The sequence below is a fragment of the Aquiflexum gelatinilyticum genome, from assembly GCF_024741135.1.
GTDB lineage: Bacteria > Bacteroidota > Bacteroidia > Cytophagales > Cyclobacteriaceae > Cognataquiflexum > Cognataquiflexum gelatinilyticum.
On the sequence record NZ_JANSUY010000002.1, the window covers coordinates 458,289 to 479,185 of the forward strand.

Annotated in this window: 17 protein-coding genes; 9 read left to right on the forward strand and 8 right to left on the reverse strand. The window is 40.9% G+C overall.

Going from position 1 to position 20,897, the window contains the following annotated elements; genetic code table 11:
• Positions 1 to 9 precede the first annotated feature (9 nt).
• Positions 10 to 2,994 carry an AsmA-like C-terminal region-containing protein gene (locus NU887_RS05935; protein WP_258422443.1) on the forward strand — a complete coding sequence of 995 codons (2,985 nt, stop codon included), beginning with the start codon at positions 10 to 12 and terminating at the stop codon, positions 2,992 to 2,994.
• A gap of 29 nt (positions 2,995 to 3,023) precedes the next feature.
• On the opposite strand, the gene NU887_RS05940 is transcribed toward NU887_RS05935, so the two are convergent.
• The gene (locus NU887_RS05940) at positions 3,024 to 3,929 is read right to left on the reverse strand and encodes an AEC family transporter (protein ID WP_258422444.1); all 906 of its coding nucleotides are present in this window, start codon (positions 3,927 to 3,929) and stop codon (positions 3,024 to 3,026) included.
• A 139-nt stretch (positions 3,930 to 4,068) separates the two neighbouring features.
• Between NU887_RS05940 and NU887_RS05945 the strand changes: the two genes are divergently transcribed.
• The gene (locus NU887_RS05945; protein ID WP_258422445.1) at positions 4,069 to 4,299 is read left to right on the forward strand and encodes a hypothetical protein; all 231 of its coding nucleotides are present in this window, start codon (positions 4,069 to 4,071) and stop codon (positions 4,297 to 4,299) included.
• Here the strand turns inward: NU887_RS05945 and NU887_RS05950 are convergent.
• Positions 4,296 to 4,670 (reverse strand): UDP-glucuronosyltransferase, encoded by a 375-nt coding sequence (locus NU887_RS05950; RefSeq protein ID WP_258422446.1) that lies wholly within the window; start codon positions 4,668 to 4,670, stop codon positions 4,296 to 4,298. The two genes, NU887_RS05945 and NU887_RS05950, sit on opposite strands and share 4 nt — an antisense overlap.
• Before the next feature lie 145 nt (positions 4,671 to 4,815).
• Here NU887_RS05950 and NU887_RS05955 point away from each other — a divergent pair, with 145 nt between their 5' ends.
• From NU887_RS05955 to rpiB, 6 genes are all read left to right on the forward strand, one after another.
• On the forward strand, positions 4,816 to 5,178 hold the full coding sequence (locus NU887_RS05955) for a hypothetical protein (RefSeq protein ID WP_258422447.1): 363 nt from the start codon (positions 4,816 to 4,818) through the stop codon (positions 5,176 to 5,178).
• Positions 5,179 to 5,256: 78 nt separating this feature from the next.
• The gene (locus tag NU887_RS05960) at positions 5,257 to 7,524 is read left to right on the forward strand and encodes a TonB-dependent receptor (RefSeq protein ID WP_258422448.1); all 2,268 of its coding nucleotides are present in this window, start codon (positions 5,257 to 5,259) and stop codon (positions 7,522 to 7,524) included.
• A 19-nt stretch (positions 7,525 to 7,543) separates the two neighbouring features.
• Positions 7,544 to 8,227 (forward strand): SGNH/GDSL hydrolase family protein, encoded by a 684-nt coding sequence (locus tag NU887_RS05965; RefSeq protein WP_258422449.1) that lies wholly within the window; start codon positions 7,544 to 7,546, stop codon positions 8,225 to 8,227.
• Between the two features lie 136 nt (positions 8,228 to 8,363).
• On the forward strand, positions 8,364 to 9,632 hold the full coding sequence (gene glyA / locus NU887_RS05970) for a serine hydroxymethyltransferase (RefSeq protein WP_258422450.1): 1,269 nt from the start codon (positions 8,364 to 8,366) through the stop codon (positions 9,630 to 9,632).
• A gap of 15 nt (positions 9,633 to 9,647) precedes the next feature.
• Positions 9,648 to 10,508, forward strand: a complete 861-nt coding sequence (gene tatC / locus NU887_RS05975) for a twin-arginine translocase subunit TatC (protein WP_258422451.1) — start codon at positions 9,648 to 9,650, stop codon at positions 10,506 to 10,508.
• Positions 10,501 to 10,938, forward strand: a complete 438-nt coding sequence (gene rpiB / locus NU887_RS05980) for a ribose 5-phosphate isomerase B (protein ID WP_258422452.1) — start codon at positions 10,501 to 10,503, stop codon at positions 10,936 to 10,938. The genes tatC and rpiB overlap by 8 nt, the downstream gene beginning before the upstream one ends.
• 246 nt (positions 10,939 to 11,184) lie before the next feature.
• On the opposite strand, the gene NU887_RS05985 is transcribed toward rpiB, so the two are convergent.
• The gene (locus NU887_RS05985) at positions 11,185 to 11,520 is read right to left on the reverse strand and encodes a zinc ribbon domain-containing protein YjdM (RefSeq protein ID WP_258422453.1); all 336 of its coding nucleotides are present in this window, start codon (positions 11,518 to 11,520) and stop codon (positions 11,185 to 11,187) included.
• A gap of 300 nt (positions 11,521 to 11,820) precedes the next feature.
• On the opposite strand from NU887_RS05985, the gene NU887_RS05990 reads away from it, so the two are divergent.
• Positions 11,821 to 12,612: a M15 family metallopeptidase gene (locus NU887_RS05990; protein ID WP_258422454.1), complete on the forward strand. Its 792-nt coding sequence runs from the start codon at positions 11,821 to 11,823 to the stop codon at positions 12,610 to 12,612.
• 17 nt (positions 12,613 to 12,629) lie between these two features.
• Here NU887_RS05990 and NU887_RS05995 read toward each other — a convergent pair whose 3' ends face one another.
• The 5 genes from NU887_RS05995 to NU887_RS06015 all read right to left on the reverse strand — a co-directional run bounded on the left by NU887_RS05995 (position 12,630) and on the right by NU887_RS06015 (position 20,897).
• On the reverse strand, positions 12,630 to 13,022 hold the full coding sequence (locus NU887_RS05995; RefSeq protein ID WP_258422455.1) for a hypothetical protein: 393 nt from the start codon (positions 13,020 to 13,022) through the stop codon (positions 12,630 to 12,632).
• A gap of 35 nt (positions 13,023 to 13,057) precedes the next feature.
• The gene (locus NU887_RS06000; RefSeq protein ID WP_258422456.1) at positions 13,058 to 14,140 is read right to left on the reverse strand and encodes an eCIS core domain-containing protein; all 1,083 of its coding nucleotides are present in this window, start codon (positions 14,138 to 14,140) and stop codon (positions 13,058 to 13,060) included.
• Between the two features lie 61 nt (positions 14,141 to 14,201).
• Positions 14,202 to 15,512 (reverse strand): ATP-binding protein, encoded by a 1,311-nt coding sequence (locus tag NU887_RS06005; RefSeq protein ID WP_258422457.1) that lies wholly within the window; start codon positions 15,510 to 15,512, stop codon positions 14,202 to 14,204.
• A gap of 7 nt (positions 15,513 to 15,519) precedes the next feature.
• On the reverse strand, positions 15,520 to 17,064 hold the full coding sequence (locus tag NU887_RS06010; RefSeq protein ID WP_258422458.1) for a contractile injection system tape measure protein: 1,545 nt from the start codon (positions 17,062 to 17,064) through the stop codon (positions 15,520 to 15,522).
• Between the two features lie 11 nt (positions 17,065 to 17,075).
• Complete coding sequence (locus NU887_RS06015; RefSeq protein ID WP_258422459.1) at positions 17,076 to 20,897, reverse strand: PKD domain-containing protein; 3,822 nt, start codon at positions 20,895 to 20,897, stop codon at positions 17,076 to 17,078.

Consider the following 20,897-nt stretch of genomic DNA (forward strand, 5'->3'; position numbering starts at 1 on the left):
CATTCAATCATGAAAAAAACGCTGCTCATCATATTCGGTATTTTTATTTTTTTACTTGTTTCTCTCTTTGCTTTGCCATTTATTTTCAAAGACAAAATCATAGCGCGCATAGATCAAGAAATCGCCTCTTCAGTCAATGCCCAAGTTTATTATGACATCAATAATGTCAACCTGAGTGTATTTAAAAGATTCCCTCATATTTCGGCTACGGTTGGAGATTTTGGAATTGTAGGAAACGAGCCTTTCCAATCTGATACCTTGGTCCATATGGATAAGTTACAAGTGGATTTTAACTTAAAGTCAATCTTGTTTGAAGATATCCCGACATTGACGGGAATCCACTTAGACGGCGGAAGTCTGTTTGTCAAGGTTTTGGAAGATGGGACCGCCAACTACGATATCACCTATCCTTCAGAAGCAGACACAGTTCCTGAAAGCAACTTTCAGATTGCAGTTGATCTGATCCAAGTCAATGACCTTAATTTGATCTATGATGACATGTCGCTCGGGTATTTTATGGTCTTGGGCAATGTCAACCTTGAAGGAAGTGGAGACTTTACCGCAGATGTATATGACCTTCCTTTAAAAATGGATGCCCTGATCGGGGATATATCCTATGATGGCATCAGCTACCTTTCAGGCAAGCAATTCAAAGGAGAAACGACCATGAACATCGACATGGCCAATATGAAGTTTGCCTTTGGAGAAGGGGAATTTGCCCTCAACGATTTTTTGTTTGATTTGACAGGATTCATAGCCATGCCTGCCGAAGACATTGAAATAGACCTTGCGTTTGGGGGAAAAGACAATACATTTAAAAGCATTCTTTCGTTGGTACCGGGAATCTATACTGAGAGTTTTTCCGATTTGAAAACTTCCGGTAACATGGATTTTGAAGGCTTTGTAAAAGGTATTTATAATGAAACCAGCATGCCCTCCTTTGATGTATCCTTGAATGTGACAGATGGGATGTTCCAATATCCGGATCTTCCACGGCCTGTTAGCAATGTAAACATTGAATTTCAGGCAAAAAATGAGACTAACAATCTGGACAATACCATCATTAATATTCCTACTTTCAACCTTGATTTTGGTAGCAATCCGATTTCTGGGCGTTTCTTTTTGGCAAATCTGACCAGTTATGAAATGGATGGAGCTTTGATCGGAAAACTGAATCTTGAGGAATTGACATCCATTTTCCCGATTGAAGGATTGACTTTGAAGGGACTTTTAGATGTAAATGCAAAGGCGAAAGGAAAATATGATTCTGTAGCACAAGTTATCCCAAACATCGATGCCAAATTATTGCTCAGCAACGGGTACATCAAAAGCGCGGATTATCCTGCACCGATTGACAAATTGAATGTTTCAGCCTCTGTTCAGAACAATACAGGAAAAATGAACGACTTTATTGTGGACCTGAATCAATTTGGTTTTGTCCTTGAAGAAGAATCAATCAACGGAAGGCTAAAAATCAATGATTTTACGCGACTTAACTGGGATGGTGCTGTTAACGGAACAGTGGATTTGGGTAAAATTTTAGCAATTTTTCCTATGGAAGGGATGGACATGACAGGAAAAATCCAAGCAGATATCCAGACCAAAGGTTCCTATAAAGACGTAGAAGATGGTCAATATGGAAAACTTGATACCCGTGGCAATGTCGGCATCAATCAATTTTCCTTCACTTCTGCTGATATTCCTCAAGGCATCAAGATCAATCAGGCAAAAGCTGATTTTTCTCCCGACCGTATTTCATTAAGCCAATTTGATTCGCAGGTGGGGCAAAGCCCAATTCAGGCTACAGGATTCCTTTCCAACTACCTGAATTATTTCCTTAAAGAAGACGAGACTTTGAAAGGACAGTTGAGTTTGACTTCAAGCAAGTTCAATGTAAATGAATGGATGACCGCATCTACCCCAGCAGATACTGCTGCACTGACAGTCATCGAATTGCCAAAGAATATAGATTTTTCCATGTCTGTGGCAGCTGAAGAAGTTTTGTATGATAACCTCTCTTTGAAAGAAGTCAAGGGGAATATGCTCCTTAGAAATGGTGTCCTCAGCTTTTCTGATGCATCTATGCGGACACTTGGTGGTCAGATGACTCTAAATGGCACTTACGATCCAAGCAATTTGGCAGAACCTAAATTTGATTTCAGCCTTAATCTTGCCAATCTCAGTATTCCACAGGCATTCCAATCTTTCAATACGGTCAAGGCTTTTGCCCCGATTGCCCAGCACCTCGCCGGAAACTTCAATTCCACATTGGCTTTCTCGGGTAAATTGGGACAGGATATGATGCCAATTCTTTCTTCATTGGATGGGAAAGGGTTATTGAAAGTGGCAGAAGCAGCGTTCAAAGACAGTCCGATCATCCAAGGTGTGACGAGTCTTACCAAGCTGAATGACACCAATACACTTCAGCTTAAAAACATCTCTATTCCAATAGAAATCAATAACGGTGTTCTTGATGTCAAGCCTTTTGATGTCAAGCTTTGGGACTATCAGGCAAATATCCAAGGAAGCACCGGTTTTGACGGGACCATCAATTACCTGGTCAACATGCAGGTTCCTGCAGGAAAATTCGGGGCGCAAGCAAATACACTTTTGGCGGCTATTTCCGGAAATGAAGTCAACGAATCAACAATCATACCGGTGGCAATCAGCCTTGGAGGAACTTATAATGCGCCTAAAGTTGGTTTGGCAGGTGGCAACAGTATTGAAACCCTACTTGCAAATTCTCTCAAATCAAGAGTGAACAATGAAAAAGAAATTATCCAACAGGAAGTAACCCAGCAGTTTAAAGCGGCGGAGGACAGTTTGAAAAAAGAACTGAAACTCAAGGCTGATATGGTTCAGGACAGTGTCAAGAAAGAAGCAGACAAGAAAATAGAGGAAACAAAAACCAAAGCAGTAGACGAAGCCAAGAAAGTACTAAAGGGATTGTTGAAGCCCAAGCCTGCCAAGCCTGATACGACGAAGGTTAATTAATTGGTTATTTGTTAATGGCGTTAAGCTAATTAGGCCACGATAAAGTACCAGATTCCCAAAGTTAAAAAAGAAAGCGGTATCCCAATTCCTACCAAAAGGGAGGCAAGTTTTGGTTCGAGATCATGGGTGATGGCAATTATCGACCCGGTAATCATCGGCGCCATTGCAGCTTCCATGACAGAAACCTGAAAGATCAGACCTTGCATTTGAAACACATATTTGAAAAGGATCAGAATCACAAAAGGAATCAGGACGAGTTTGTACCCCAATCCATACCACAAAAATTTTGACCTGAAGGCATCAAAGTCCATTTTTACCTGTAATCCCACCGAGGTCAAAGCTACTGGCGTCAAAGTGATGGTGATGAGTTGAAGGATAAAATCAATGTTCGCACCAATTTCCACTTCAAAGACGTTCAGCCCTATCGCTATCAAAAAAAATATGAATGGAGGAAAGGTGAGGATCTTTCTGCTGATGTCTCTTTTCCTCTTTTTCTCAACACTATAGATTGAGGCTACTATTACAGCGACGCTGCTGACAATGATAAAGGATCCTGCCTGATCAATCAACAAAGCAATCTGTACAGCCTCCTCTCCATAAAGTGCCTGTATGATAGGAATTCCGACGAATGAGGTATTGGCCAATCCTGCTGTGATGACCAGGCAACCTGTAACGGAATTTCCCCAATTATATATTTTGCCCAGTGTTCCAAAGATCAGCCAAGAAAGCCCAAAACCAATCCAAGCGGAAGCCACAGGTAACAATAGCTCTGGATTCAGATCGATTTTGGGTAGGTACCGTAAAGCCAAAGCAGGTAGGACCACATAGATGAGGTAGTTGTTCAGGTATTTGGATGTATTGGGAGGAACGATTTTGAACCGCTGAAAAAAAATACCCAAAAGTAAAAAAACAACAATGAGACTGATGTTTAGCATGTTCTGAAGAATGTTGGCCTACAAACAGATTGACTTACGAAAGCCAAAATAGGGTAATTCTAAAGTTAATACAATCGTAATTTATAATTAACCAGTTCCGGCTGAGATTCCATTTCATTTGTAATAAAATAATTGAGAAATGATGAAATTGATCCCATTAGTCATCGAAGGAAAAAGAATCGTTCAACTCTCCCAACTCACCATCGATCAGGCCAATGACCTGAGGAGTTGGCTGCCTTCCAACAGCATAAAAAAAGTAAATTTTCAGGGAATGGAAATCAGTGACTGTATTTCTTTTGAGACGTATGAATATTGGTTCAGAACTTACCATAGTATGACCCGTGCATACGAAACCATGTTGGATTTTTAATCCAATCCAAAACCTTTCCTTTTTTCGGAAAAATATTTTTTCAGCTCAGGATAATATTTACTGTCCACTTCCGGGATTCCCAAGAGTGTCAATCCCATATTTCCATGAGAATTTTCCCAATCAGCTTCCATAGTCTCCAGCATATAAATTACCTCTTGTGTGGACAAAGGATCCAAGCTTTTGGCGGGGCTTAAGTTGATGTCATTGCCATAAAAATCTACTGCTTCAAAGTGAATCATTCCGTCTAATAAGTTGGCATAGATACTAATGACTTCACCCCACTGACTTTCGGGGAAGTCCAATCGGATCAACAAAACTGAAGTCAATCCGGATTCGAAGTATTCTTTTGGTCTGTATTTGAAATCAATCATACCGGAAAATTACTCAAATTATGTCAAAAGGTCGTTTTTTTGACAGTTCTAAAAGTGAAATCTGAAAACCAAAAAAGTATGAATGGTAATTTTTGATTAACATTCTTACTTATATTTGTGTTATCTGTCTGTATTGTTGAAATAAGTGAAAAAATTTAGAAACATAGTCCCATTCCTCAGTCATTTCAGCTTGGCCCTCATGCTCAGCATTTTGGCTAATGGGGTATTGTTTTTTCACTCTCATGAGTTGAATGGGAAGATCATCACCCACGCTCACCCCATTCTGACTTTAGAACAAGAATCCCAACCTGACCATGGGCATACAGAGGAGGAACTGATCATCCTGGATCTTCTCGCACATGCTGATTATATTGTTTATCAGTTTGAAGTTCCAGTTCCTGAATCTATTGTTTTTGATCAAAGTTTTGAATCTTCATTAAATTCTATTGAGTTTTTTACCCAAGTCCAATTGGGATTTGACCATCGGGGGCCACCTGCTATTGCTTGATTTTTACCTTGTTGAGTTCATTATAACCCAACTCAATTTCATTTTAAATTTCTTTCTTACTTTCTAGCAATTCTAGCAATGCGACTATTATTCGTTATTGCCTTTACCCTGATTTCAGTTGGTGTATTGGCAGCACAAGATCTTACTATCACAGGACGTGTCCTTGATAAAAATACCAATTCTCCTTTGCCGGGTGTTTCTGTTTTCGTTCCCGAACTTAACCGCGGCGTGGTTACCGACTTAGATGGAAACTTTAAAATCACCTCTCTTCCTGAGAAAAACATTACTTTCCAAATTTCATTTATCGGATATTCCACTCAGGTACAAACAATCAGGCCTGGCAATTCGGCCAAGTCCCTGGTCATCCAACTGGAAGAATCCACCACCAATATTGACGAAGTGGTGATTTCCGGCGCTTATATCATGAGCAAGGAAAGTTCACCGATCAGCATCGAAAAGGTGGACCGAATGGCAATTCTCAAAATGCCTTCACCAAGTCTGATGACAGCATTGACCAGAACCCCGGGAGTAAATGAAATCTCTTTGGGACCCGGCATCAGCAAACCTGTCATCAGAGGCCTTTCTTTCAGCAGGGTTTTGTCAGTATACCAAGGAGGAAGGTTTGAAAACCAACAATGGGGCGCTGACCATGGATTGGGATTGACTGAAACAGGTATAGGAAATGTGGAGCTGATCAAAGGTCCTGCTTCCTTGATTTATGGTTCAGGAGCGATGGCAGGTGTGGTCAACTTGATAGAGGAAAAAGATGCTGCCCAAGGCGATGTTGACGGGTATGTCAACTTGCGTGGATACAGCAATAACCTTGGACTTCGGTCAGAGGTCGGAGTGAAAGGAGCCGGAGAAAATGGTTTTGTATGGTCGATGAACGGGGCCTTGGAATCCCATGCCGATTACATTGACGGTGATGGCAGGACTATGGGAAACACAAGATTCAATACCCAAAACCTGAAAGCAGGTGTCGGTCTTCAAAAGAAATGGGGTGATACCCGACTCAGGTATACGTACATGAAACAGAAGCTCGGAATTTTGGATGAAAACGCCATAGATGAGTTGGCAACTTTTAGAGGAGACCGCAGTACCCAAGTTCCTTATCAAAATGTAACTGACCATTTCTTTTCCTCCGAAACCAATGTGTTTTTGGGAGAGGATAAGTTTAAAGCTACTTTTGGATTGCATAAAAACCTCCGGGAAGAATTGGAATCCGGTGGGTCAAGTGTGGATTTGGGTCTGAACCAGACCAATGTAATGTATGACCTCAAGTACTTTAAGTCCTTGAATTCACATTTGGAGGCAATATTTGGCGTTCAGGGCTTTGTACTCAACACGATCAATTATGACGACGCTTTAGAATTTCTGATCCCTGATGCCAGGAAAGACGACCGTTCTGTTTATGGTTTATTGAATTATAACAAAGACAAATGGGTAATTCAAGGTGGATTGAGGTATGATTATAGAAAAGTAAATGTAGATGCAAGTGCTCCTCATTTTATCGATTTTGGGTTTATCCTGCCTGGAGAACCTGAAGACAGGAAACTTGAGAGGACATTCGATGGAGTGACAACGAGTGGTGGGGCTACCTTTAGACCGGATGACAAATGGAGATTCAGGTTAAACATTGCGCAGGGTTTCAGAGCTCCTGATTTGGCGGAATTGTTTTCCAATGGCGTACATCCCGGAACCAGAAGATTTGAAAAAGGAAATGCGTCCTTTGAAAGAGAACAAAACATTCAGACTGACTTTGGTATCCGTTACAGCGGCAAAGGATTTGCGCTTTCCGGAGAAGTTTTTTATAACAGCATCAACAACTATATTTTCTTTGCCCCAACCGGAGAAGTGCAGGAAGATTTGGATATTTGGTCATTTGAGCAGGCAGATGCCAGGCTTTATGGCGGCGAAATCGAATTGGATATCCAGCCAACATCCATCAAATGGATCAGTGGATCGACTTCGTACGCTATGGTCATCGGACAGAGAAGAAATGACATGACATACCTGCCTTATATTCCGGCATTCCGTTGGAATCAAAATGTAGATTTCAGGTTGAAAGATATCGGGATTATCCAAAAACCATACATCAGCCTATTGGGTTCTTTGGTTTTTGATCAGGAAAGAGCAGCACCTTTGGAGGAGGCAACTCCGGGTTATTTCCTTTTGGGGATGAATATCGGTGGGAACCTAAAAATCGGAAGCAACACCATGGATATTTATGTCAGTGGAACCAACCTTTTGAATAAAGCTTACTTGGATCACCTTTCCCTTTTTAGGCCTTTTGGCGTCAATCAGATGGGAAGAAATATTGCGTTGAATGTCAGAATTCCTTTTTGAAAGGAATAAATATCTATAAATGAACAAGATTGTCAAGGTAATATTTTGGGTTTTCTTTTTGGGACTGAATGCATGTATGGAACCAAGGGAAAACCCATCTTTGACAAAATCTGATCCCAAAATACTTGCTATCGGAAACAGCATTACCTGGCATCCGCCGGCTTCTGAAATCGGTTGGAACGGAAATTGGGGCATGGCGGCAAGTGCTGGGGACAAAGATTATTTTTCTGTGTTAGGCTCTTTGGTCAAATCTATAAAGCCGGAGGCTAATCTGAAAAGGGAAAACGTGTATCCTTTTGAAAGAGGCTTTGAATCCTTTGACTTTTCTTATTATGATCATCTCCGAGATTTTAATCCCGACATCCTGATTATCAGATTTGGAGAAAATATCGGAGAAACCGAGGTCAATGGGAATGCACTTGCAGAATCAATCAAATTATTTTCTGATTACCTGGCAAACGGCAGAAAGATGGAAGTCATCGTCACAACTACTTTCTGGTACAGCGAAAAAGTGAATCAGCAACTTATTTTGGCTGCCCAAACAAACGGTTGGGAACTTGTAAACCTGACAGATCTTGGATCAAAGGAAGAGAATATGGCCATTGGGCTATTTCTCCATGAAGGTGTGGCTAAACATCCTGGTGACTTGGGTATGGAAAGGATAGCAAAGAGGATATTTGAAACTTTGAAAAAGTTAATTTGAAATAAATTCCATTTGCAACAGATCAAATGAGGCAGATGCCTTTTCGAATGGTTTTATCCAAGCGCTTTTGTATATATTCCATTGGATAATCCATCGAATAAAACTAATTTTGGCCGACCTATTAAAATACCCCCCCATGAAAAGAGATCAGGCTATTTTTGACCTAATTACCAAAGAGGAAAACCGTCAAAAAACCGGAATTGAGTTGATTGCTTCGGAAAATTTCACTAGCAAGCAGGTGATGGAAGCAGCAGGAAGTGTATTGACCAACAAGTATGCAGAAGGCCTCCCGGGAAAGCGCTACTATGGCGGTTGTGAAGTTGTAGACCAAATCGAGCAACTTGCAATCGATCGGGCAAAAGCACTTTTTGGTGCCACTTGGGCCAATGTGCAGCCACATTCCGGCGCTCAGGCCAATGCAGCTGTTTTCTTGGCTGTCCTTAATCCGGGAGATCCGATTTTAGGTTTTGACCTTTCACATGGAGGTCATTTGACACACGGTTCTCCGGTTAATTTTTCAGGAAAATTATACCAACCGCATTTTTACGGTGTAGAAGAAGAGACAGGAGTAATTGACTACGACAAAGTTGAAGCTAAAGCATTGGAAGTAAAACCAAAACTGTTGATCTGCGGTGCTTCTGCTTACAGCAGGGATTGGGATTATGAAAGGTTGAGAGACATTGCGGACCAAGTTGGGGCATTGTTATTGGCAGACATTTCACATCCTTCGGGCTTGATTGCAAAAGGACTTTTAAATGACCCTCTTGAGTATTGCCATATTGTGACCACTACCACCCACAAAACCCTCCGTGGACCTAGGGGTGGATTGATCTTGATGAGAGATGATTTTGACAATCCTTTTGGACTGAAAACACCAAAAGGTGAATTGAGAAAAATGTCCTCTCTCTTGGATTCAGGCGTATTTCCCGGAACTCAAGGCGGACCGTTGGAACATATCATTGCGGCCAAAGCAATCGCATTTGAAGAAGCACTTTCAGATGAGTATATGGACTATGTCCTGCAAGTCAAAAAGAATGCCGCTGTCATGGCTGAATCATTTGTGGGCTTAGGCTACCAGATTATTTCAGGTGGTACAGACAATCACATGATGCTGATTGACCTCCGGAATAAAGACCTGACGGGTAAACTGGCTGAAGAGACCTTGGGTAAAGTTGACATTACTATCAATAAAAACATGGTTCCTTTCGACACCCGATCGCCATTTGTCACTTCAGGAATGAGAGTGGGAACAGCGGCTGTCACCACCCGTGGGTTGAAAGAAGAGGACATGCGCAAAATCGTATCCCTCATAGACAGGGCATTGACAAACCATAGTGATGAGGCAGAATTGGCCAAAATCAAATCTGAAGTCAACGGTTGGATGGTTCAGTTTCCATTGTATTAATTATTCTAAAAAAGCGTGGCCTTAGATCAGTATAAAGAAGAAGAGGAAGAAGAGGGCATGTCCTTTTTGGATCATTTGGAGCAGTTGAGATGGCACTTGCTGCGGTCTGCGGCTGCCATATTAATATTCACCGTTGCTGCTTTTCTAGCCAAGAGTATTGTATTCGGCGTTGTAATCCTTGGTCCTTCCAAAGTTGATTTCATCACCTACAGGGTACTTTGTCAGATTTCTGATTATTTTAATGTACCTCCTTTGTGTATAGATACACTTCCTTTTACCATCCAAAGCAGGCAGATGACGGGACAGTTTTCCATGCACCTGACCTCAAGTATGGTAGTGGGATTGATCGTCTCATTTCCGTATTTATTTTGGGAAGTGTGGAAATTTATCTCTCCCGGGCTTTATTCCAAAGAAAGACAAGCGGCCCGTGGTGCGGTGTTCTTTGTCAGTTTGTTGTTCTTTTTGGGGACCGCTTTTGGATATTTTATCCTTGCACCGCTTTCTATCAACTTCCTTGCAAACTACCAATTGGATCCAAGCATCCTCAATGAATTTGACATCACGTCTTACATCGGTACCTTGACCATGCTGGTATTGGCTTCTGCCATTATGTTTCAGCTTCCTGTTGTGATTTATTTCCTTTCCATGTCAGGTTTGGTGACAGCAGCGATGTTGAAATCTTACAGAAGACATTCTATCGTGGTCATCCTGATTGTTTCTGCCTTGATCACTCCACCGGACGTAATCAGTCAGGTTTTAATTGCAATGCCGATTTTGGTATTGTATGAAGTGGGGATACAGGTAGCAAAAAGGCTAGAGAAGAAGCGCGCCAAAAAAGAATTGGAAGACAACTTGAAATACAAAGACAATGGATAAGAAAATTGCAGTCGGAGGAGACCATGCGGGTTTTGAATATAAAACCAAATTGATCAATGTGCTTGAAGCTGCCGGGTATGAGGTAAAGGATTACGGTCCGTATACTTCGGCTTCAGCTGACTATCCTGATTTCGTACATCCGCTATGTAATGCCATCGAAGCCGGGGAATTCAAGCAGGGAATCTTAATATGTGGCAGTGGCAACGGTGTTGCAATTACCGCCAACAAACATCAGGGAATCCGGGCAGCACTGTGCTGGAATGAGGACTTGGCAGCTTTGGCAAGACAACATAACGATGCCAATGTATTGGCTTTGCCTGCAAGGTTTATTTCATTTGACCTAGCGTCAAAGCTTTCAGAAATATTTCTGACCACAGAATTTGAAGGGGGCAGACATGCCACTAGGGTGAATAAAATCGCCTGTAAATAACAAATCCTCCTCATGAAAATGGGGAGGATATTTTTTTTGTTCATTGTCCATGGTTGATAGGCCTTAGACGATGGAAAAAAAGTGAATTGACCACAGTCCACGGTTGACAATCCATTGCCGCTTCAATTGGACTTCAATCCAGGTTTTTCCAAGATTCCTTTAAAACCCACCGAGATACTAAAAATGCCCAAATGCTAGAAAAATGTCCGTAAATCAAAAATCGTACTTCGTAACTCATACTTCCTTTCAAGCTTTTTTCACAAATTCAGACTTCAAGGCCATGGATCCGAATCCATCTATTTTGCAGTCGATATTGTGGTCACCCTCTACCAATCTAATGTTTTTCACTTTTGTGCCTGCCTTAATTGGATGCGCAGCACCTTTGACGGGAAGGTTTTTGATGATGGTGACAGAATCCCCGTTTGACAATATTGCCCCGTTAGAATCTTTTACTACCAAACCCTCTTCAGCTTCTGCCTCCTCAGCTTCCCATTCAAAAGCACATTCCGGACAGACAAATTTGCCATCCAATTCATAAGTATATTCAGATTTACAGGCTGGGCAAGAGGGTAGATTTTCCATGGGGTGAATTTAAGGTAAATACTTAAAAATGTATGGTGGGAATCCGAATTCTTAAATAAAATTACTTTTAGTTTTTTTTAAATAGGTTGAAAAAATTTTATCCAATGTCAAAAAAGTTTGCCTTTGTCTAGGAATTTTCGTGGGTAAAAAATTTGAGTAATTATTGGCAAGAAGAATCAAAAATACTTAATAGTCATTTTCATTTTTTACCAGAAATGCATAATTTAAAATCTAAATAACTGAAAGGCAAAGTATTGTATTTTACCTGTCGAATTTTTGGAATCTAAATTATTTTGAAAAATGAGCACAACGGAATTGATCAAATTTGTACAGACTTGGTTAACCGAAAAAGGATATTTCCAAGGCGCAGTAAATGGAAACATGGATCCCTCGACCCTACATGCCATAAGTAAGTTAACTGAAATTCCATCTGACTGGTCAGGGAAGAGAAAACTCATCGGATCTGTCCAACTAATCTGCAAAGAATATGGAGTTGATCCTGGACCTTTGGATGGATATTGGGGACCCGATACAAAACACGGTTATGAGACCGTTATCTTCATTAGAAACAAGGGACAAAAGCCTCCGGTTTGGCGCCCTGAGGAAATCACCCTACCGGTCAGTAGATGGCCCAAGCAGTTTACACAGGAGTTTGACAATTTCTATGGTCCCAAAGGAAGTAGTCTTGTTATAGCCCAAAGTGCCTATCCGCTTAAATTATCCTGGAATCCTAGCCAAATTGTAAATCGGTTTACTTGCCATCAAAAGGTAAAGACAAGTGTTGAAAAGGTTCTGAAGGATGTCCTGGCCCACTATGGAATCGAAGAAATCAAACGATTGAGGCTGGATTTTTTTGGAGGATGCTATAATGACAGGGCAATGCGTGGAGGGACTAAACCAAGTATGCATAGTTGGGGAATTGCCTTGGATTTCGATCCAAAAAACAATGACCTGCACTGGGGAAGAGACAGGGCTACTTTTGCAAGACCGGAATATGAAGCGTGGTGGCGTATGTGGGAAAATGAAGGATGGACAAGTCTGGGACGTCAGAGAAATTTTGATTGGATGCATGTCCAAGCAGCCGGGATTTGAAGTAATTGAAAGGATGCCTAAGAATTTAAATCAGAAACATTGTCAGTTTTTGTATACTGAATTAATTCACCCTCTGGGGTTAATTTGACTATTGAACTTCCGACGACACTTTGGTTATAGGATTCATACGCAAGGTTTATAGTAATTCTTACAGCTTGGCTACCCTGATGAATGGTATTGTTGAATGAAACATTTATTGTTAATTCCCCATTTTGTTCACTCTCAATTCTATCCAATTTTGCATCCGTTATCCTTAAATTTTTTCCGTTGGATTCAAATTTAAAGGAAATGCCGATTTCAATTTTATCAATAAATCTAAATCTCAGTTCAGATATATGGGAATATGACTCTCCTGAAATTTTGGTCTGAAGTTTATGGCTATCACTTACTTTAAACGAAGTTTTTATCATTTTCTTATTTGTCTTATTGATAGACTTTTCAGCCTTTACCCGATTTCTGTAAAACCAAAATAATCATGAGATGTGATACTTAAGTCACCATCGCCACCTCTCAAACGCAATTGTATTGATCCTGGCTTTTCACTTACAAACCAAGAGTTGGTTTCATTGACATTTATAGTAAATCTGAAAGAAGCACTTCCTGAGGCCAAACTTCTTGGTGTGATATTGACATTTACGCTTCCTCCCCACCCCGGCCAATCGTAAACATCCAAAATTGAAAGTGAAATATTTCCTATGGCACCGGCGTCATCATATAGAAAAGTAATTCCGAATTTTATTCCCATTTTCCTGGAATCACTAGTTCCTCCCCAAACAGCAAACCTATGTGTAGCTTCATAAATCTGGGCGCTGGGATGTGCGGTTTTATGTGCTGCAACATCACTTCCACCGCTCGGCAACAATACTCCCTCAACTTCATCGAATGTATAGGAAACATCACCCGATGCCGCTGATGTCGCATCATTTGCTACTTGATATCCCAATGCACCTGCCGCTATCCACTCTGCGGCACCCATTGCGGCAACCACAGCTGGAAGGGCAAATTGGGTAACATTGTTTTGGCTTTGCGGGGAACTTCTCTTGCGATTATTGGATAGGGTATGTGGAGATTTAATTCCTCTAACTGCATTTTTACCCAAATCTCCGGCTTGGGATTCTAAATGATTTTGGTCATTTATGGGAGATCCGAATATATTTTTGGTAGGGTTTACCATTCCTTCCCTTTGTTGTTTGACATGGGTAAATTCATGACCAATGAGGTTTTTTCCTTCTTCAGATTCAGGGTTAAAGCGATTTGGAGCAAAATGAATCGTTTCTCCTCTTGTAAAAGCAAGTGCTTGGAATCGACTTGTTTCAACAGAATCTTTAACAATATCAACTTGAGAAAAATCTTCTCCCAATCCTTTTTCTAAATTATTCTGGAGATTTTTGGGAATTACATCTTTGGATTTCCCCTGGCTTCCATTTGGCTTAAAGAAGTTTCCCTGAGAGTTAAAAAAATCATTTTCTTCGCTTTTTTTAGAAAATAACCCTGTAACCTTTCGTGAGTTTGTTGGTTTTTTTGACATCAGTTCTGAATTTTTCATGTCTATCTCAATTAATTCCTGATTACTTTATTTTTTTTGCTTTTCACTTTCCTTCTTTTTCCAGTTCTCTCCTTATTCCTTTTACCATAAGTTCTTTTGTAAGAATGGAATTTTTGGTATCTAAGGATACCAAAGAAATATATTGGATAATATTCAAAATATGGGAGCCTGTGAGCTCAAAACCATCAGCTATATCTTTTAGAATAAGATCCTGACCCATTTGAAGATTTTCAGGGATAGATTTTTTCCACAAAGCCAATCTATCCTCGGCTTTTGGGGCCGGGAAATAAACAATAGAATTGAATCTTCTGATAAAGGCTGTATCAATATTGTTTCTGAAATTAGAAGCCAATATCACCAAGCCGTTATAGCTTTCTATCCTTTGAAGCAGGTAGGAAACTTCCTGGTTGGCATATTTGTCATGGGCATCCCTGACCCCGGTCCGCTTTCCGAAAATAGCGTCTGCTTCATCAAAGAAAAGGATCCAATCTTTGTTTTCTGCTTTGTCAAATAAGGCTGAAAGGTTCTTTTCAGTCTCCCCGATATACTTCGAAACGATCATAGACAAGTCAATTCTGAAGACTTCCTTTCCTGTATATTTTGCCAGTAAAGTGGCAGTGATTGTTTTACCTGTCCCCGGTGGGCCGTAAAATAATGCCCGGTACCCCGGCTTGAGTTTTCTTCCAAGATCCCATTCTGCGTTAAGGGTCTCTTTGTGCTTGAGCCAAATCTGCAATTCCTTTACCTGATGCCATACTTGATCGGGTAACACAAGGTCTTCCCATGTCATTTCCGATTGGAGATGCTCGGCTGGGAAATTGATGCTCAGCGAAGGCAGGGAGATTTTCCCTGTTGTCAAAACTTCCACATATTCGGGATCCATGACCAATTTTCCACCTAACCTAGGTTCTCCTATTTTCACTGGTTCCAAATAAAGAATGCGATGTTTGAAAAGAAGATTGCTCTTGTCTAGTAGAGGTAAGTATTTCAACCTTTCTTGAATATCCAACCCTGCCAGTATGAAAAGAATGGTTTCTCCTGTGGGGACCATTCCCCTGTGTTGATCTAGTTTGACTCCACCGAATTCAGGAAAATCCCCACCGTGGGGAAGAAATTTTTGAATGATTTTGTCAAAAAACCCGGGAATAATATGAGGCACCAAAGTCGTTGTCAACAGGAGGAGGTTTTCTTTGGTTAAGTTGTAAAGTCTTGAAAGCTTATATAATGTGCTTTGGTTGTCTAAGATCAATGTTTTGGAATTAAAGTCTTCTATACTTTTCCCTTCAAAAAAGTTTTCAAGTCTGTTTTTCGTACTGACCTCCAAAAAATCAATAATGGTTCTGATATCTTCCATAGCTTTCTTATTCCCATTCGACAAACATCATGTCCTCCATCCAAGGCAACTTGACGATGCCCATTCCCCAAGGTAGCTTGGCCAGCAGCACATCCACAGTCTTCCTTTCCACTTGAAGTTTCCAGCCTTTTTCAACCCGGCTGATTTTGCCGTTTCGCTGCAGGAAGGTTTCCCTCAATCCGCCAATACTTGTATTTTTCAATACTGACCAATGTCCGATTACTGCCTGAAGCAATTCCTCACATTCGGTTTTCGATGATTCTGTAATTTCCAATCCTTCTCCCAAAAACTGGGAAATCCCCATTCTGCAAAGGATTTTGTTGAGTGGATAGAAATTTTCGGTCAATTCATTTTCACCATAAACCAAAAATTGAAGCACTCTTGCAGCAAGGCCTTGGTCATATTCAGCCACAAACTTTCCGTTTTCTGTCAATTGAAGGTTGCTAAAAAGCCCTGTCAAAAAAGGATGCAACAAGACCAATCCGGCATTTTCCACGAATATTTCACCGGAAAATTCTGATTCAATCTCGATTTCTTGTCCCATTTCTTCCTTGTTTGTTATTTTCTCCAATCCTGAAAGGGACTCAGAAAAGCCCATTTCAGCTCCTTCTTCGGCAAGGTTTATTCCATTATGTGTGGCTTCGGTGAGAATCTGAAAATCCAATTCTGGCAAGGAATTTTTTAGCTTTAAAATAATTTCAGGATCAATTCGCAGGATTTTTTTCCACAGAATCATTTTCTTCTTCTGAAATCCAGGATTAGAAACTTCTGTAAAAAGTGCAGTGAATGCACCTAGGAGTTTTCTATCTCTAACTAATTCCTGACCAAAATATTCCGCCAGAGCGGACAGGTTTTCTTGTGAACATTGGTTGATCAATATTTTTAGAAATTGTCCAGATGAAGCAGGGTCTGGATCGGAAAAGGTAAGTTCCAAAGTTCGAATCAGGATTTTATTTAGAGCCGTATTCCTGCTCCTATTTAGGTATTTGACCAAATCTGATTCTTGAGAATTTAATTTCTGAGACCAGGCTATGATTATTCTGGAGATAAAATCTTCTGAAAATGAACCAAATAGCCGCTGAAAGGAGGCAGGAGATTTAATTAAGATTTTTTTGAGGTTCTCTAAAAATGACATTTCAAGCACCACTGAATCTTCCAATTCCCTTGGACTCGAAAAAGGGCTGTTCCATGGGAAATATCCTTTTTCCAAAAAGTGGGTAAATACTTCCTCAGCCTTTTTTTCGACAGGGACTATTTCCTTTTTTCCGAATTGTGGGAGTTTCAAATTTTCCTCTAGTTGGACAAGGATTTTTTGTAAAAACTCCTCTTCCCAATTGGAATAGGATAAGTTTCCACAATCCAGCTCAAGCTTATCCAAGACTATTGTTTCATTGGGATTTCCATGGCGGTCAAATACCTTCTCTAAAGCCGGTTTAATTTTTTCGTAGAAGAACAATCCAAGACTATCCTGCAAACCCAATCCTTCCTCCAACCCTTCAAAATCTACCTGAAGGGATGCAGTATATATTTTATGGTTTTGCAGCACTGACATTCAATTTCTATTTAGAGGATCCCACTGATTTTTTTGAGTTGGTTGAGGTATTTCGGTTTGGTGTTTACCTCGCCATTTTCCTCGGTCTGTACAATAGCCACGCCTGTGTCGTTGGCAATCCTGAGTACAAGCTGGGACTCAAGCCTTCCGAATTCTCCGCTCGACCTCATATCGGCCCAAATAACCGCGTGTTCTTCGATGACTTTGAAAATATTTTCCATTGGTATTTTAGCCTCATCAAAATCCTCTTTTTGGATGCACACTATATATTGTGCCAACAGATTCAATATCCTATAGAGCTCAAACCCAAAACTTCTGAATTCTTTTATCTCTAAAATTAAATTTTGAAGCCCCTGAAGCCATTCTACAAATTGGGACAGCAATCCTGTGCTGACAAATTCACTTACAAAAAAATCGATTTGTTTATCAGCAGTCTCATTTGCGATGACTCTCATGGCCTTAAAAAATCCCTGTATTTGGTCATAGGAGTCATACATTTCTTTAAACCTATTGAAAAGATCGTTGGAACCTGTACTGTCAAATCTTACAAATGCATTAATAATGTCACTAAGTGGACCACAGGTTTTGGTTCTGACATCATCTTCTCCGGTTCTCGCATCTACTTTGACATTGACCGAATCGGTACTGCTGTTTCCACTTGGATCAGTGACTTTCAGTCCAAATTTGTATTCTCCAACCAATAAACCGGTCACTGTGGTCTGGACTTTGTCAGGGCTCGTAATTGTAGGTGTCATGGTTCCTCCTTCAAATGTCCAGTTGAATGAAAGTGTTTCGCCCTCAGGATCAGAAGAATTACTCCCATCCAAAGTTACCGTACCTGGAGTATTTGGGTTCCTGATGACAAGGGACTGGTCCGGACCGGCATTTGCGATTGGGGCATTATTCTCAGGAATCGTTACCATAATGGTAACTGAATCTTGAGCAGAGGCACCTTTGTCGTCTGTTACTTTAAGACCAAATTTGTATTCTCCTTGCAGCAATCCAGTAATTGTGGTTTTGGCCTTATCAGGAATTGTGATAGTTGGTGTCATTGTCCCACCTTCAAATGTCCAACTGAAGATAAGCGGGCCTCCTTCGGGATCAGAAGAATTACTTCCATCCAAAGTTACCGTCCCCGGAGTATTGGGGTTCGCAATCCTTATGGATTGGTCATCACCCGCATCAGCAATTGGTGGTTTATTATCAGGTTCTTTTTCCTCAGGAATTACATAAGCGATCGGTGGACTCTCACTGCAGCAGAGGTATGGAAGGTAGAAATCTGCTATCACCGTACCTTTGGCGATCGGCGTAGCCTGGTCTCGAATCTCTTTGTCTCTGATATTGAGCGCATCAAGAACGCTTTTGGCTGAGTCTCCAAGATTCAGTTTTTTGATCAGGTCAGAGGCAAATTCAAATTCTGTGCGCTTGGAGGCAATCGCAAGGTCTTGCACATCCTTGCCAAAGCTTGTTGAAATACTGGCTTTTTGAGGTTCAGCTTTTACTGCCAAAGTCTCTTTAGCCAACACATTTGTCAAGGTATTTCTTGTAAATAAATCAAGGTTCTGGTTGGGTATTGTCAGGTCAGGCAAAGTCAAAACCCTTTCTACTTCACCGTTGTAGACTAAAATGAATGTACCCCCTTTGGTTACCCCCGCCTTATGTTCTAATCCGGGATGCTTTTTGAAATACTCATTGAAATTGATGGCTGCGTGGTATTGCTCCAGTCTTTTGACGTATTCTTCTTTGAGGGCAAAGAGTTTTTCATTGGCACATTTGAAAAGCAGTTCGCTGTTGCCTTCAGAGAAATACCTTTTGATTTCTTCATTTTCTGAGTTTGCAGCTTCTTTGATCAGACTGGCTACGGTTTTGGAATAGGGAGTCCATAGTTTATTGTAAGCATCTTCATCGAACTTGTCAAGTTCAAATGAAAGCAGGTACTTAACTATTTCTGCCAATTGCTGCAGGAATATCAGCAACTGATCCGGTTGTTTGATGATGTATTCGAAAAAAGCTTTTTGATCAATTATGAAATTGGAAACATCCTTAGACAAAAAATCCGCAAGCTTTTCACCAGGTTCGACATCCCTCAATGCGAGGTTTTTGATAATATCAGCATTTGAAATGCTGATAGCCTGGTTTTTGGAAAGGTCCGCCTTAATGGTTTTTTGCATATCCACCAGATTCTTGGAGATATAAAAATCCCGCTTTAGGGTCAATCCTCCCAGATCTCTACTTGGTTCAATAGGTCTTTTTGGACGGAGGTTTCCGACATAGGCCATGATTTGTTGCAACTGGCAGACGATGCCAGTGATCATCACCCTATAGTCAGATTCCAGATCCTGGACATGGCAGCGGATTTCTTTGCCGTTCAATATTGCCGAAAGGTCGATGGCATTGAGTCCCAAAACATCAAAGGGAAGGTTGAAGCGCTGCTTTTGACGGATGATTTCTGTTAGGGCTATCCGGTAATTTTTTCCGATATGACCTTCGATTCTGAATGCATTGTATCTCTCAATATCATACAAGAGTGGGTTTTTGACAGGTTCAGGAGCGTCTGTTTGGAGGGCGGCACGGTAACCGAGATTGTACCTTTGGTTGCCACTGTAGCTTCGGCTAAAGTACCAGGATGGATTGACTGCCTTCCAGTCAAAGTAATAAGGAATGGCCCTGTAGCTGATAAAGTCATTTCCCAAAGAGGTTGGGGTAATGGCGATTGCCTCGGAACTTTGGAGTTTGTCTCCCATAAATCCTTTGACCATCGCTACCATTCTTTCCAAAAGCAAAGTTGCCTCTTCGGCATTTTTTCCCTGCCCATTCAAAATTGGCGATGATTCGAAATATTGTCTATGGGCATTCCTTTTTCCCAAAAGGGTATTTTCATTTGCCAATCCCAAAGTCAGGTGCATAGGAAAATCCATTTCTTCGGGGCAACATTCCCCAAAAACCTCTCTCACTTTAGCCCTGAATTCAATATAAGCCTTGAGCAGGTCGTCCACAAAATCGTAGAAATACTGCACAAAAATTCTTTGGCCGGTTTTGCCTGAAAGCTTCTTTTTGACTGTGATGAGGTTTAGGCCTTTTAGCGGATTTTCGGCAGGAAGTCCAAGAGGTACTGCAAACCTGTCCCAACTTCGAATCAGATTTTCGGAAAGCTTGGTCAGCGTATTGTCGTCTGTGATTGCCAAAAAACCATTCAGAATATCCTCAGCGGTTTTTAAATCTGCCACAGGCACATTGTAGCGCTTCAAAAGTATTGAGTTGAAAGAAATGGTTTTGCCTGAATCAAAAAGTGTTTTTTTAACCAAAAGAACCCGCAAGATAAAATCCATCCGGCTTCCTTTGTCATTGCAATCTTGGGTATCACAATTTTTGAGATCTACTTGTTCAGCTTCAAGAAATAAAACAACGGCATAATCCTGGTTATTGATTGTACTTATTGATTTTTTCCCTTCAGTGTCTTTATCGCTGTCAGGGATGAGTTGGAGGATATCCTTGGCGCCATAATAAGGGATATTACTCCTGTCTTCCTCACTACACTGGGTCAAAAAATACAGGTCATTTGGAAGCACAGGTGGAGAATAGGGAATAAAATGGGTGAAATTAGTATCGCACAACTGAATTAAAAATCCCTGCGAAGTCAGTCCGGAGCCCTTGCTTATCTGGATAGCAGCATTGGAGGTGCTGATTTCCAACCCGCAGACGATACCTCTGCCTGCGAGTTTGATACGCGTCAGCCTTTCCTGCTGCTCCAGGTAGTTCAACAAGTTGTTCAGGTGTCCGTTGGACAAAACCTGATCAGCTTCAAAAACGGGGTATGATTGAATAGGCTGCAT